Source organism: Conexibacter woesei Iso977N (genome assembly GCF_000424625.1).
GTDB classification, from domain to species: Bacteria; Actinomycetota; Thermoleophilia; order Solirubrobacterales; family Solirubrobacteraceae; genus Baekduia; species Baekduia woesei_A.
The window spans coordinates 2,070,486-2,082,325 of record NZ_AUKG01000001.1 but is presented as its reverse complement, the minus strand read 5'-3'; the positions used below and the strand labels follow the sequence as shown (position 1 = coordinate 2,082,325).

Genomic DNA, 11,840 nt, shown 5'->3' with positions numbered 1-11,840 from the left:
CGCGCGGGCGCTACCTGACCGTCAGCGTGCCCTGCATGCCCGCGGCGCGGTGGCCGGGGACGGAGCAGTAGTAGGTGTACTTGCCGGGCCTGAGGGTCGCCTTGAAGGACGAGACGCCCTTCGAGACCACGGAGCCCTTGCCGAGGCCGTCGATGACGATGTCGTGGCCCGTGCCGGACCTGTTGGGCATCGCGATCGTCACGGGGCCGGTGCTGCCGGTCGCCTTCGCGTAGGTGTAGGCGAGCTGGCCGTTGGGGTCGGCGGGGATCGAGATGGTGCCGTTCTTCTCGACGGCGGTGCCGCCGCCGGCGGCCCTCACGGCGCTCGCGAGCCTGCCGCTGTCCCTGCCGCTCTTGGCGGCGACGCTGGCGACGTAGGCGGCGACGTCGTGCGCGTCCTGGCCGCTGACGAGCTTGGCGGGCATCTTGATGCCCTGGGCGTTCTTCAGCCGGTTCGGATAGAGGATCTGCTTGTAGACGACGCCGCGCACAGCGGTCTCGCCGAAGCCCTCCTTCAGCGACTGCTGGAACGCGTCGTCCAGGTCCGGGCCCTGCGTGCCCTTCGTGTTCGCGCGGTTGAGCGTGTGGCACGCACCGCACTTCTGCACGAACAGCTGCTTGCCCGCGACGACGTCAGGCTGTGGGTCCTTGACGCCCCCACAGGCGGACAGCGCCGGAACGACGGCGACGATGGCAGCGCAGAGCGCCGCGCGCGGCATGATCCTCTTCCCCATGATCGCGGCCGATCCTATCCGCAACCTGGGAGGTCAAGGCAAGGGGGAACGTCACGGTTCGGGCAAGACGTCCAGCTCGCCGCGCGCCGCGGACACCACTCCGTGGGCCACGCCGTCCCACGAGAACCGCTCCCGCGCGACCCCGACGAGCCCGTCGCGCACCGCCTCGCGGACGTCCTCCGGCGCCTGCAGCCAGGCGATCACGCGCTCGGCGAGGTCGCGCACCGCGCGGTCCCCCACCCGGAACCCGAGCCACGGCCGCGCGCCCACCGGGACGCTGCCCGCCAGGATCGCCCGGACCTCCTCGAGCCCGGAATGCTCGGCAACGACGGGCAGGGCGCCGCACGCGGCCGCCTCGGCGGCGACCATCCCGAACGCCTCCGGGAAGGTCGACGGGACCACCTCCGCCTCGCAGGCGGCCAGCAGCGGCGCCAGCTCGGCGTGCTCCAGCCGTCCGGTCAGGACGACGCGGTCCTCGACCAGCGACGCGGCCGCCACGTAGGCGCCGCGGTCCTCGGCGCCCTCGAGGTCGTCGAGGAACGCGAGCAGCCAGCGCAGGCCGTTGCCAACCGGCCCACCCTCCGCGGCGCGGCCGTGCTCGGCGATCGCCCGGACCGCCTGCAGGTCGCCGCGGGCCAGCGCGGCCAGCAGAGCCTCGAGCGTGTCGCGATAGGCGCCGAAGCCGACGACGGCCAGCCGCGCGTCCGGGACCGCGGCGAGCACGAGCGGCCAGGCGGCGATCAGCAGGTCGACGCCCTTGCTGACGATCAGCTTGCCGACGAACGCGACGAGGCGGTCGTCGTCGGTGGCCTCGCCGTGGTGGTTGCCGGAGCCGACGAGGCGGCCCAGCGCACGGGCGGCCTCGCCCGGGTCGCGCGCGAACGACGACGCCTCTGCGCCCTCGCCCGTGGGCGGCGCGGCGAGCGCCTGCTCGGCCAGCCGCGCGGCGAGCGCGCGCACGTCGGCGACCGCGTCGGCGCGGGGCCGCGGGCGGAACGCGTCGATGTCGACGCCGGGCGGGCCGAGGCGCGTCCGGGCGCGCACCGACGGGTCGTCCATCGCCGCCCACAGCGACTCGGCGGTGTGGCGCGAGCCGACCAGGATCGTCCGGGCCCCGGCCAGGCCCTCGCGGGCGTAGGGCAGGAAGCGGTCCGGCTCGGGCTTGACGGTGTACTCCAGCGCGCTGCCGTGGATCTTGACCGCGTAGGGGACCGGGTCGGCGGCGGCGCCCAGCGCCCGCGCGAGGATCGCCGGGCCCATCACGAGGTGGTTGGCGAGCGCGATGTCCGGCCTGCGCAACGCGACGACGTCGGCGACCGCGGCGACGTTGCGGCGCAGGTACTCGTCGAGCTCGGCGTCGCTCAGGGCGCTGAACGGCCGGGCCTCGACACCCTCGTAGCGGTCGGCGACGTAGACGGGCAGGACACCGCCGATGTCGGGCCGGAACGTCTGCAGCGGCGCGTCGGGATCGCCGCCGCGGCGGGTCAGCGCGCCGCCGTCGCCGCCGTCGCCGTCCCAGTCCCACCATGCGCCGACGCCGGCCACCTGGTCGGGGTGGCGCTCCTGGCAGACGAGGTCGACCTGGTGCCCGGCGCGGGCGAGCGCGCCCGCGAGCAGGGCGTTGTAGACGTTCGACCCGGTCCCCTGCAGGAGGTAGCCGTGGAAGATGAGGATGCGCACCGCGAACGATCATGCCGGGTTGCGGGCCTTCTCACGCCTGTGGTCGATAACCTTCACGTCGTGAGCATCAAGCAGCGCTACCGCATGCGCACCCCCTCCACGGGGCGTGAGATCTTCCTCGAGGCCGAGCCCGGCAAGATCTACCGCGACCGCGACACCGGCGAGACCCTCGAGGTCGTCGGCAAGGTCGTCCCGCTCGCCCCCAGCGCCTCCCGGCTGCCCTGGGCGGTCGAGAACCTGCGCTTCTGCAACTGGTGTGACGAGCTGGCGCAGAAGGACCTCAACGACTGCCCGACCTGCGGCCGCCGGATGGCGCCGCTGACGGTGCCGTCCGAAGCCTGATCCAGGCTTCCCCGTGATGGCGCGCCGCGCTGCTGCCCTGGGTTTGATGCTCCTCGCCACCGGCGGGTTGAGCGCCTGCGGCGGCAGCAGCGTGTCGCACGACACCGTCCCCAAGACGACGCCGGACATCATCGCGCCGGAGAACGTCTCGCTGGGGGCGTCGTCGGCGAGGTCCTCGTCGTCATCGAGCGACTCCTCAGCGTCCTCGACGTCGCCGAGCGACACCTCGCCGTCCAGCACGACCTCCCCCGCCACCTCGACGCCCTCGACCTCCTCGGGCTCGACCAGCAGCGGCTCCACCGGCACCGGCGCGGCCACCGGATCCACGGGCTCCACCGGCGCGACGGGCTCCACCGGCACCGGCGCCGGCGCCGCAACCGGCGGCACGTCCTCCGGCGGGACCTCCGCCGGCGGCGGCACCTCATCCGGCGGCGGCACCTCATCCGGAGGCACCGGCTCCTCCGGCACCTCCGGAGGCGGCACCTCGACGAGCAACTCCGGCGGCTTCAGCGACTTCTGCTCGCAGAACCCCGGCGCCTGCCCGGGCTAGCCGGGCGGCGCCGTCCCGCAGCGCCCTACGGCGTGGAGATCACGCGCGCTGAGTACATGATGCGCGCCGTGCGGTAGAGGCAGTAGAAGTTGCCGATCTGGTTGGCGGCCAGGGCGGTCTGGGTCTGCGAGTCGTCGCAGGAGCCCTTGGGGCGGGAGGCGCGCCAGGAGGTGTCGTTTCCGAGGCCGGCGGCCAGGCCGGGGGCCCAGGTGGGGACGGTCAAGCCGATGACCCAGCCCTTCTTGACCGGGATCGTCCTCTGGAGGGCGAACTCGACGGTCTGGCCGAAGTACGGCGTCAGCTTCTGGGTCTCGCCGACGGCGACCTGGCGGGCGTGCAGGTGGTTGCCCATGCGCAGGACCGAGATCGCGGCCTGCGCCTCGCCGCCGAGCGACTTGTTGAAGAAGTCGATCTGCCTGTCGCCCGGCTTGGACAGCTTGATCGTCCACGAGACCAGCACGCCGTCCCTCTGGACGGTGTACAGCCCGCGGTTGGTGCCGACCTTCGCCTGGTAGCCGGTGGTCCGGCCCACGGCGTAGCAGGGCTTGTCCGGGCAGCTCGGGGTGGCGTCGCCCGGATCCGTGGCCGGAACCGGGTCGAGGGTCGCGGGCGCGACCGCGGGATACGCGAGGCCGGCGGCGACGAACACGGACAGCAAGGTGCGGAGACGAGGCATCATCACGTCCAGATTCAACACGGTTGAGAGCCGAAGTTGCGGGCGCCCCCATGCAGGGACCCCCGTTCGAGGGACGACGCGGCGCCACCAATAACCTGGTGGACATCGCCGTCTCCCCCGCTCCTAGTTCGCTGGATCGCCGCCTGGTCCTCCTGCTCGCCGTCGCCTGCGGGGCCTCGGTCGCCAACCTCTACTACGCCCAGCCGCTGCTGGACGTGATCGCCGGCGACCTCGGCGTCTCCTCCGGCACGGCGGGCCTGCTGGTCACCTCGTCGCAGGTCGGCTACGCGGTCGGGCTGGTCTTCCTGGTCCCGCTCGGCGACCTCCTGGACCGCCGCAAGATGGTCTCGCGCCTGCTGCTCGTCTGCGCGGCGGGACTCGCGGTCGCCGCGGCGGCGCCGTCGTTCGCGGTCCTGGCCGCCGCGATCGCCGTGATCGGCGTCATGTCGGTCGTCGCCCAGGTGCTGGTCCCGCTGGCCGGGAGCCTCGCCGCCGACCACGAACGCGGCAAGGTCGTCGGCAACGTCATGTCCGGCCTGCTGCTCGGGATCCTGCTGGCCCGGACCGCCTCCGGGCTGATCGCCAGCGTCGGCGGCTGGCGCAGCGTCTACGTGATCGGCGCGCTGCTGATGGTCGCGCTCTCCGCGGTCCTGCACCGCGCGCTCCCGGACACGCCCCGCGTCACGACGCTCCCCTACGGCCAGCTGCTGCGCTCGGTCGGCGCGCTCGTGCGCGACGAGCCGGTCCTGCGGCGCCGGATGGTCTACGGCGCGGTCGGGATGGCGTCGTTCAGCGTCCTCTGGACCGCGATCGCCTTCCTGCTCTCCGGCGACCCCTACAACTACGGCGAGGGCACGATCGGCCTGTTCGGCCTCGCGGGCCTGGTCGGCGCGGGCGCCGCCCAGCGCGCAGGACGCCTGCACGACCGCGGCCACGGCCACGCCGCGACCGGCGCGTTCCTGCTGGCCATCGCGGTCTCGTGGGTCCTGATCGCGCTCGGCGAGACGTCGCTGGCGGCGCTGATCGCCGGGATCGTCCTGCTGGACCTGGGGATCCAGGGCCAGCACATCCTCAACCAGTCGACGGTCTACGCGCTCGACGCGCAGGCGCGCTCGCGCCTGACGACCGCGTACATGACCAGCAACTTCACGTTCGCGGCGATCGGCTCGGCGGGCGCGTCGTGGGCCTGGACCGCGGGCGGCTGGGGCGCGATCAGCGCGCTCGGCGGCGGGCTCGCGGTGGTCGGGCTGCTCGCGTGGTGCCTGGAGCACGTCCAGACGCGCGGGGCGCGGCGCGACGCAGCAGCAGCGGCGGCGGCGGCGCACGCCGCCACCGCCGCTCCGGCTCACGAGACGATCGCGTAGACCTTCCGGAGCGTCTCGTGCACGGTCCAGACCGTGCGCTGCCCGGCCTTCAGCCGGCACGCGTCGCCCGGACCGACCTCGAGCGTCGGGCCGTCCTCGAACGCGATCGTCGCGCTCCCGGACAGCACGACGAACAGCTCGTCGGCCTCGACGTCGGTGACCGTCCCCTCGGTGATCTCCCAGATCCCGAGGTCGGCGGTCCCGGTGGCGCTCATCAGCTCGCGCGAGGCGGTCGCCGGCTCACCGGCCAGGACGTCCTGCGGGTCGAGCTCGTCCGCGCTCAGCTGCGCGTCGCCGACCGCGACGACCCACGGACCATGAACATCAACTTCACTCACTTCGAGGACTCCCGCAGCTTGAACGTCAGGTACTTCGGCGCGTCCGGCGCCAGGTCGATGCAGCTGCCGCGCGTGCAGCCGGGACGGGTCGCCTCGGCGGCGACGTAGAGCTTGGCCGGCGCGCCGATCGACGCCTGCGAGAAGCGCAGCGAGACCGTGTGGTCGCTGGGCTCCGTCACGTCGGCGCCGCCGGTCCGGGCCGGGAGCTTGTTCGGGCGCTGCTTGAGGATCGAGCCGCGCAGCGCGCCGCTCCTGTCGGTGGTCACGCAGACCAGCCAGTCCGGCGTCGTGTCGGGCGGGACGGTGGTCGTCCAGACCTTCAGGCACAGCGAGCCGGGCGGGCCGGAGTCCGCGAGCAGGTCCCTGGCGCCCCACACCTGCGCGAGCGTCAGCGACGCCTGCAGGCGGCCGTCGCTCGTGCGCTTGAACGACACGCGCGTGAGGTCGAGGTCGCCGTCGCCGACGTCGCCCTTTGCGTCGGTGACGACCTGCGCCCTCGGCTGCGCGGTCGCCGCCCACGCGGCGGCACCGCCCGCGCCGCCGAGCGCAGCGACCACACCAACAACCGCCAGGACGCCGCGCCGTCGCATCGCGTTCAGCGCCCCTCGTACGTCGCCTTGCCCGGCCCGTCGGCCAGGAACGACCTGACGGCGTTCTGCAGGTCGGCGGTGTCGAACAGCGGCCCGGAGACCTCGGCGACGATCCCGTCCGCCGCCCGCGCGCCGCGCTCCTTGGACTCCCACACCAGGCGCTTGGTCGCGGCGTGCGCGCGCGTCGGTCCGTTGGCGACCTTCTCGGCGAACGCGCGCGACTCGGCCTCGAACGCGTCGGGCGCCGAGACGCGGTTGACGACGCCCCACTCCTTCAGCGTGTTCGCGTCGAACAGCTCACCGGTGAAGATCAGCTCCTTCGCGCGGTTGGGACCGGCGCGCTCGGCCAGGCGCTGGGGGCCGCCCATCGACGGCGTCAGGCCGACGACGATCTCGACCAGCCCGAACTTCGCGCGCTCGCTCGCCAGCAGGATGTCGCACGCCAGCGCGATCTCGAACGCCGCCGTCAGGCACAGGCCGTGCGCGGCGAAGACGGTCGGGAGCGGCAGCTCCTCCAGGACGGCGATCGTCGCCAGCAGCTCGTCCCACAGCTCGCCGCCGCGCTGGGCGCTCATGCCGTCGAAGACCCTGCCGACGTCGACGCCACCGGAGACGACCTTGCCCTCGGCGCGGATCAGCAGCCCGCGCGGCGGGTCGGCGGCGATCTTGTCGATCGCCGCGCGGAAGCCGTTGAAGACCGCGTCGTCGAAGAGGTTCAGCGGGGGCGAGTCGAAGGTCAGGACGGCCAGCGGGCCCTCGGTCTCCAGGCGGACGACGTCGCTCACGCGTAGTGCTCCTTCAGCTCGAGGCCGGTGGCTTGGATCTGGTCCATGTCGCCCGGCCCGGGGACCCACGGCAGCTGCAGCGGGTCGTCCCTGTAGCGCGGGATGACGTGGAGGTGGAAGTGGAAGACGGTCTGCCACGCGTCGGCGCCGCAGCTGTTGATGAGGTTGATCCCGTCGGCTCGGAGCGTCGCCTTGGCGGTGCGCGCCATGTGCTGGCCCGCCTGGGCCACGGCGGCGAGGTCGTCCGGGTCGATCTCCAGCAGGTCCCTGGCGTGCGCGCGCGGGATCACGAGCGCGTGGCCGCGCGTCGCGGGGTTGATGTCCATGAACGTGACCGTGCGCTCGTCGGACGCGACGATGGTCGCCGGGATCTCCCCCGCGACGATCTTGCAGAACAGGCAATCCGGGTCGGTGGCGGACATGGCAGGGCACCTTACCCGTCGGCGGCGTCCGTTCAGGTCCCGTTCATATGGAGAACACGGGAGAGCGGGTAGCCTCCGGTTGAAGATGAGCGCAGGCGAGGCCACCAACAAGACCGAGGCGGCGCTGTACGCCGACGTCGCGGCGCTCGCCGCGATCGACCGCCTGCCGTGCAGCCCGGGCGAGCGCGAGGCCGCCGAGTGGATCGCCGCGCGATTCCGGGAGACCGGCGCGCGCGTCGTCATCGACGAGGAGCTCATCCACGGCACGTACTTCACGCCGCTGGGCGTGCTCAACGGCGTGGCGGCCGCCGCGGGTGTCGGCGTGCTGGTGGGCCGCCGGCGCGTGGGTGGCGTGGTCGCGGCGGTGTGCGCGGCCGGCGTCTGGCAGGACCTCACGGGCGGGCCGCGGCGTGCGTTGCGGCGGCTGCTCAAGCGCCAGAACACCACCAACGTGGTGGCGTCGATCGGGCCCGAGGACGCCGAGCACACGCTGATCGTGCACGCCCACCACGACGCGGCGCGGACGTCGTTCATCTTCGACGACAGCGCGGCGAAGTTCGTCATCGACCACCTGCCGTTCCTCATGAACGGCCGGGACCGCTGGCCGCCGCTGATGGGGATGGTCTGGGGCGGGCCGGCGGCGATCGCCGTGTCGGCCCTCACCGGTGGGAAGAAGACCGCTGCTTTGGGCACCGCGTTCGCGGCCGGAACCGCCGCGGTGATGGCGGACATGATCCGCCAGCCGGTGGTGCCCGGTGCCAACGACAACCTGAGCGGCGTGGCCGTGCTGCTGGAGGTCGCGCGCCGACTGCGCGACGGCGGCGGCCCGCCGGACGGCGTCCGGGTGATCCTGCTCAGCGCCGGCGCCGAGGAGGCCAACCAGGAGGGCATGCTCGCCTTCGCCCGCCGCCACTTCCCGGACCTGTCGCCCGAGCGCACGTCCTTCCTCTGCCTCGACACCGTCGGCTCGCCCGAGTTGGTGTTGATCGAGGGCGAGGGCTTCCTCAAGATGTTCGAGTACCCCTCGCACCAGAAGGAACGGGTGGCGGCGGCGGCGCACGACGCAGGCGTGCGGTTGCGTCGCGGCATGCGCTTCACCTTCGCGACCGACGGCCTCGTGCCGCTGCGCCAGGGCTACGAGACCGCCTCGATCGGCTCCATGACCGAGCACCTCGTCCCCTCCAACTACCACTGGCCCTCCGACACCGCCGAGAACGTCGACTACAAGTCCGTCTCCAACGCGGTCTCCATCGTCATGGCCACCATCGCCCGCTCCGCCAACGGCGAGATGCCCTAGCCGACCAGCTCGCGCGCGAGTTGTAGGGCGTGGTCGGGTGTCGTGATCTCGCCGGCGTAGCGGGCTTCGTCGAGTTGGGCCAGAAGGGCGCCGAGGGAGGGGCCTGGCTTGATGTTGAGGGCTGTGGCCAGTTCGTCGCCGCGTAGGAGGGGTGGTTGGGCGCGCCAGGAGGCGAAGTCGAGGGCGGCCGGTAGGACGATGCGGGCGATGGCGAGGTGCTTGGTGATGGCCTCGTCGGCTTTGCGGCCGCGGGTGGCGAGGCGGTCGGCGATCGACAGCAGCGACACGTCGACCTCGACGGGCGACGTCTTGGTCAAGTACTGGTGGATGGTGCGCCGGTCGAGCGGCGCCTTGTGCACCAGGTAGCCGAGGCCGAGGTGGTGGCGCGCCAGCAGCGCCACGTGCGCGCGGAGCTTCTCGGAGGCCTTCAGCCGGGTGAGGGTCGCGCGGGAGCGGTCGGCTCCGAGGTCGGCGTGGCCGGGGAAGCCGAGGATGGTCCCGTCGTCGTGGAAGGCCTGGGTCTCGGGCTTGGCGACGTCGTGCAGCAGCGCCCCGAAGCGCAGCGCGGTCCCGCGCGTGATCTCGTCGGAGAAGGGCTGCGCCAGGAACGCCCGGATGCGCCGGTCCAGCTCGGGATCGTCGAGGAGGACGCGGTCGCCGCGCTCGAACGCGACGGTCTCGGCGAGCACCTCGAGCGTGTGGTCGTGGACGTCGAGGTGGTGGTAGCGGTTCTGCTCGACGCCGCGGAGCCCGCTGAGCTCGGGCAGGACGTGCGGGGTCAGGCCGAGCGAGTCCATCAACTCGAGACCTTCAACAACCCGGTCGCTCGCGATGACGCGCTTGAGCTCAGCGAAGACGCGCTCGGCCGCGACGCGCTCGATCGCGGCGGCGTGCTGCGCGGCGACCCGGACGGTCTCGTCCTCCGGCGCGAAGCCCAGCTCGCAGGCGAAGCGCGCGAGGCGCAGGACGCGGAGCGGGTCGTCGGCGAACGCGCGCGGCGCGACCATCCGGAGGCGACGCGCCTGCAGGTCCGCCGCGCCCCCGAAGGGGTCGACGACGGCGGCGAGCGGGTCACCGCCGGAGGCACCGCCGTCGCCGGAGGGAGCGGCGCCCAGCGGGCGCGCCATCGCGTTGACGGTGAAGTCGCGGCGCGCGAGGTCGTCGGCCAGGGTGCCGTCGCCCTGGAGGGGCATCAGGTCGACCTGCCAGGCCTGGTCGGGGCCGATCACGCGCCAGGCGCCGAAGGCGTCGCTGAGCGGGAACGAGGCCGAGCCGGAGCCCGAGGCACGCGCCAGCGCGCGCGCCAGCGGCTTCGCGTCACCCGCCACCGCCACATCGACGTCGCTGACGTCACGGCCCAGCAGCTCGTCGCGGACCGCGCCCCCGACGACCCACGCCTCGGCGCCCGCCAGCGCGCCCCGGACCGCTTCCAGTGCCGCTTCGCTCACGACCCCGGCGCCTGGCCGTCCCGGTGGTACTCGCGGGCGACCCGCGCCGTCAGGGCGGTGGTGATCTCGTAGTTGATGGTGTCGATCGAGCGGGCCACGTCCTCGGCCGTGATCTGCTCGGCCCCCTGCGCGCCGACCAGCACCACCGCGTCGCCCACGTGGGCCTCCAGCCCGGCGACCGCACCGACGTCGAACGTCACGTTGTCCATCGACACGGTCCCGACCAGCGGCACCTTGGTCCCGTGCAGCAGCGCCTCGCCGCGGTTGGTCAGCGCGCGCCGCCAGCCGTCGCCGTAGCCGATCGGGACCGTCGCGATCGTCGTCGGCCTCTGCGCCACGAACCGCCGCCCATAGCCCGCGCTCTCCCCCACGTCGGCCGGCTTGACGGCCGCCACGTAGGACACCAACTCGAGTGCTGGTTCAAGGTCGCGCTGGGCCGGGTCGTCGCCGAAGGGATCGAGGCCGTAGATCGCCACGCCCGGCCGGACGAGGTCGAAGTGCGACGCCGGATCGCGCAGCAGCGCCGCCGAGTTCGCCGCGTGCAGCAGCAGCCCCGGGTGCGCGGCGCGCAGCGGCTCCGCCCACGCCTTGAAGCGCGCGAGCTGCTCGCCGAAGAACTGGTCGCCACGCTCGTCGGCGGTCGCGAAGTGGGTCCAGGCGGCGACGAGCTCCAGGTTCTCCGCAGCAGCGACAGCATCAACAACCGCGGTGGCCTCCGCGGTGTCGCGCGTGCCCAGCCGCCCCAGTCCCGAGTCGAGCTTGACGTGCACGCGCGCGCCGCGGCCGCCGTCGGCCAGCGCCTGCGCCCTCTCGACCGACCACACCGACACGTCGGCGTCGGCGTCCAGCGCCACCACCAGCTCGGCGTCCGACACGGCACCCAGCACCAGGATCCGGACGTTGTCGCCGACGCCGGCACGCAGCTCCCGCGCCTCCTCCGCCGTCGCCACCGCCAGCCACGTCGCGCCACCCGCGAGCGCCGCGCGCCCCGCGGCGACCATCCCGTGCCCGTAGCCCTCGGCCTTGACGACCGCGCAGACCGCGCAGCCCGGCGCCTCGCGCGCCAGCCGCGCGACGTTGCGCTCGATCGCGCTCAGGTTGACCCGTGCCAGCGCGCGCACCGCCACGCGCCTAGGCCTCCGCGCCGTTCAGCGCCGCCAGGACGTCGGCCCGCGTGACGAGCCCGACGTAGCGCCCGTGCTCGACGACCGGCAGCCGCGAGTGCCCGCGCTCGACGATCACGTGCGCGGCCTCGTGGAGGGAGGTGCTCGGCTCCACGACCACCGCGGGCTCGGTCATCAGGTCCTTGGCCTGCGACGCGGCGGCCTTCCTGAGCCGCTCCCGGAAGTGGCGCAGCTCGGGCGGGAAGAACACGAGGCCGCCGAACAGCTCGATGTAGTGCGGGATGTGCAGATCGCCGTCGTCGTCCTTGATGACGAGGTCCTTCTCGGTGATCACGCCGACGCAGCGCCCGCCGTCGTTGACGACCGGCAGCGCCGGCACGTCGAGCTCCTTGAACTGCGCGATCACGGCCTCGACGCTCGCCTCGAGGGCGATCGAGGGCGCATCGCGCTCCATGATGTCGGCGACGGTCGTAGCGGCTGCCATGCCGCCA

Annotated in this window: 14 protein-coding genes; 4 read left to right on the top strand and 10 right to left on the bottom strand. The window is 73.3% G+C overall.

Annotated features, from left to right (window positions below; translation table 11 throughout):
- Positions 1-10 precede the first annotated feature (10 nt).
- On the bottom strand, positions 11-733 hold the full coding sequence (locus H030_RS0110235; RefSeq protein WP_027006054.1) for a c-type cytochrome: 723 nt from the start codon (positions 731-733) through the stop codon (positions 11-13).
- Positions 734-784: 51 nt separating this feature from the next.
- Positions 785-2,413, bottom strand: coding sequence for a glycosyltransferase (locus H030_RS0110230; RefSeq protein WP_027006053.1), 1,629 nt, complete (start codon positions 2,411-2,413; stop codon positions 785-787).
- Positions 2,414-2,473: 60 nt separating this feature from the next.
- Here H030_RS0110230 and H030_RS0110225 point away from each other — a divergent pair, with 60 nt between their 5' ends.
- On the top strand, positions 2,474-2,755 hold the full coding sequence (locus H030_RS0110225) for a hypothetical protein (RefSeq protein ID WP_027006052.1): 282 nt from the start codon (positions 2,474-2,476) through the stop codon (positions 2,753-2,755).
- A gap of 46 nt (positions 2,756-2,801) precedes the next feature.
- A complete protein-coding gene (locus H030_RS30945; RefSeq protein WP_051222258.1) occupies positions 2,802-3,305 on the top strand; it encodes a hypothetical protein in 504 nt (167 codons plus the stop codon).
- 25 nt (positions 3,306-3,330) lie between these two features.
- On the opposite strand, the gene H030_RS0110215 is transcribed toward H030_RS30945, so the two are convergent.
- Entirely contained in the window at positions 3,331-3,984 is a 654-nt protein-coding gene (locus tag H030_RS0110215; RefSeq protein ID WP_027006051.1) for a hypothetical protein, read from the bottom strand.
- A gap of 95 nt (positions 3,985-4,079) precedes the next feature.
- Between H030_RS0110215 and H030_RS30940 the strand changes: the two genes are divergently transcribed.
- Positions 4,080-5,345: an MFS transporter gene (locus tag H030_RS30940; protein WP_051222256.1), complete on the top strand. Its 1,266-nt coding sequence runs from the start codon at positions 4,080-4,082 to the stop codon at positions 5,343-5,345.
- Here the strand turns inward: H030_RS30940 and H030_RS0110205 are convergent.
- Genes H030_RS0110205 through H030_RS0110190 form a run of 4 tightly spaced genes read right to left on the bottom strand, consistent with a single transcriptional unit; the run spans position 5,327 to position 7,480 of the window.
- Positions 5,327-5,683: a cupin domain-containing protein gene (locus tag H030_RS0110205; protein WP_027006050.1), complete on the bottom strand. Its 357-nt coding sequence runs from the start codon at positions 5,681-5,683 to the stop codon at positions 5,327-5,329. The genes H030_RS30940 and H030_RS0110205 overlap by 19 nt on opposite strands.
- Positions 5,680-6,273 carry a hypothetical protein gene (locus H030_RS0110200; RefSeq protein ID WP_155891958.1) on the bottom strand — a complete coding sequence of 198 codons (594 nt, stop codon included), beginning with the start codon at positions 6,271-6,273 and terminating at the stop codon, positions 5,680-5,682. Before H030_RS0110200 ends, H030_RS0110205 begins: the two co-directional genes overlap by 4 nt.
- Positions 6,274-6,278: 5 nt before the next feature.
- Positions 6,279-7,058 (bottom strand): enoyl-CoA hydratase/isomerase family protein, encoded by a 780-nt coding sequence (locus H030_RS0110195; protein ID WP_027006048.1) that lies wholly within the window; start codon positions 7,056-7,058, stop codon positions 6,279-6,281.
- Entirely contained in the window at positions 7,055-7,480 is a 426-nt protein-coding gene (locus H030_RS0110190; RefSeq protein WP_027006047.1) for an HIT family protein, read from the bottom strand. Before H030_RS0110190 ends, H030_RS0110195 begins: the two co-directional genes overlap by 4 nt.
- An 85-nt stretch (positions 7,481-7,565) precedes the next feature.
- Between H030_RS0110190 and H030_RS30935 the strand changes: the two genes are divergently transcribed.
- Positions 7,566-8,777 (top strand): M28 family metallopeptidase, encoded by a 1,212-nt coding sequence (locus H030_RS30935; RefSeq protein ID WP_051222254.1) that lies wholly within the window; start codon positions 7,566-7,568, stop codon positions 8,775-8,777.
- Here the strand turns inward: H030_RS30935 and H030_RS0110180 are convergent.
- Genes H030_RS0110180 through H030_RS0110170 form a run of 3 tightly spaced genes read right to left on the bottom strand, consistent with a single transcriptional unit; the run spans position 8,774 to position 11,833 of the window.
- Positions 8,774-10,225, bottom strand: a complete 1,452-nt coding sequence (locus H030_RS0110180; protein ID WP_027006046.1) for an HD domain-containing protein — start codon at positions 10,223-10,225, stop codon at positions 8,774-8,776. The two genes, H030_RS30935 and H030_RS0110180, sit on opposite strands and share 4 nt — an antisense overlap.
- The gene (alr, locus tag H030_RS0110175) at positions 10,222-11,346 is read right to left on the bottom strand and encodes an alanine racemase (protein ID WP_231398398.1); all 1,125 of its coding nucleotides are present in this window, start codon (positions 11,344-11,346) and stop codon (positions 10,222-10,224) included. Before alr ends, H030_RS0110180 begins: the two co-directional genes overlap by 4 nt.
- Before the next feature lie 10 nt (positions 11,347-11,356).
- Positions 11,357-11,833: a CBS domain-containing protein gene (locus H030_RS0110170; protein ID WP_027006044.1), complete on the bottom strand. Its 477-nt coding sequence runs from the start codon at positions 11,831-11,833 to the stop codon at positions 11,357-11,359.
- Positions 11,834-11,840 lie beyond the last annotated feature (7 nt).

Coding starts and splice junctions, on each gene's coding strand:
- H030_RS0110235 (WP_027006054.1), bottom strand. CDS start 733: ATGGGGAAGAGGATCATGCCGCGCGCGGCGCTCTGCGCTGCCATCGTC.
- H030_RS30945 (WP_051222258.1), top strand. CDS start 2,802: ATGCTCCTCGCCACCGGCGGGTTGAGCGCCTGCGGCGGCAGCAGCGTG.
- H030_RS0110215 (WP_027006051.1), bottom strand. CDS start 3,984: ATGATGCCTCGTCTCCGCACCTTGCTGTCCGTGTTCGTCGCCGCCGGC.
- H030_RS0110200 (WP_155891958.1), bottom strand. CDS start 6,273: ATGCGACGGCGCGGCGTCCTGGCGGTTGTTGGTGTGGTCGCTGCGCTC.
- H030_RS0110190 (WP_027006047.1), bottom strand. CDS start 7,480: ATGTCCGCCACCGACCCGGATTGCCTGTTCTGCAAGATCGTCGCGGGG.
- H030_RS30935 (WP_051222254.1), top strand. CDS start 7,566: ATGAGCGCAGGCGAGGCCACCAACAAGACCGAGGCGGCGCTGTACGCC.
- H030_RS0110170 (WP_027006044.1), bottom strand. CDS start 11,833: ATGGCAGCCGCTACGACCGTCGCCGACATCATGGAGCGCGATGCGCCC.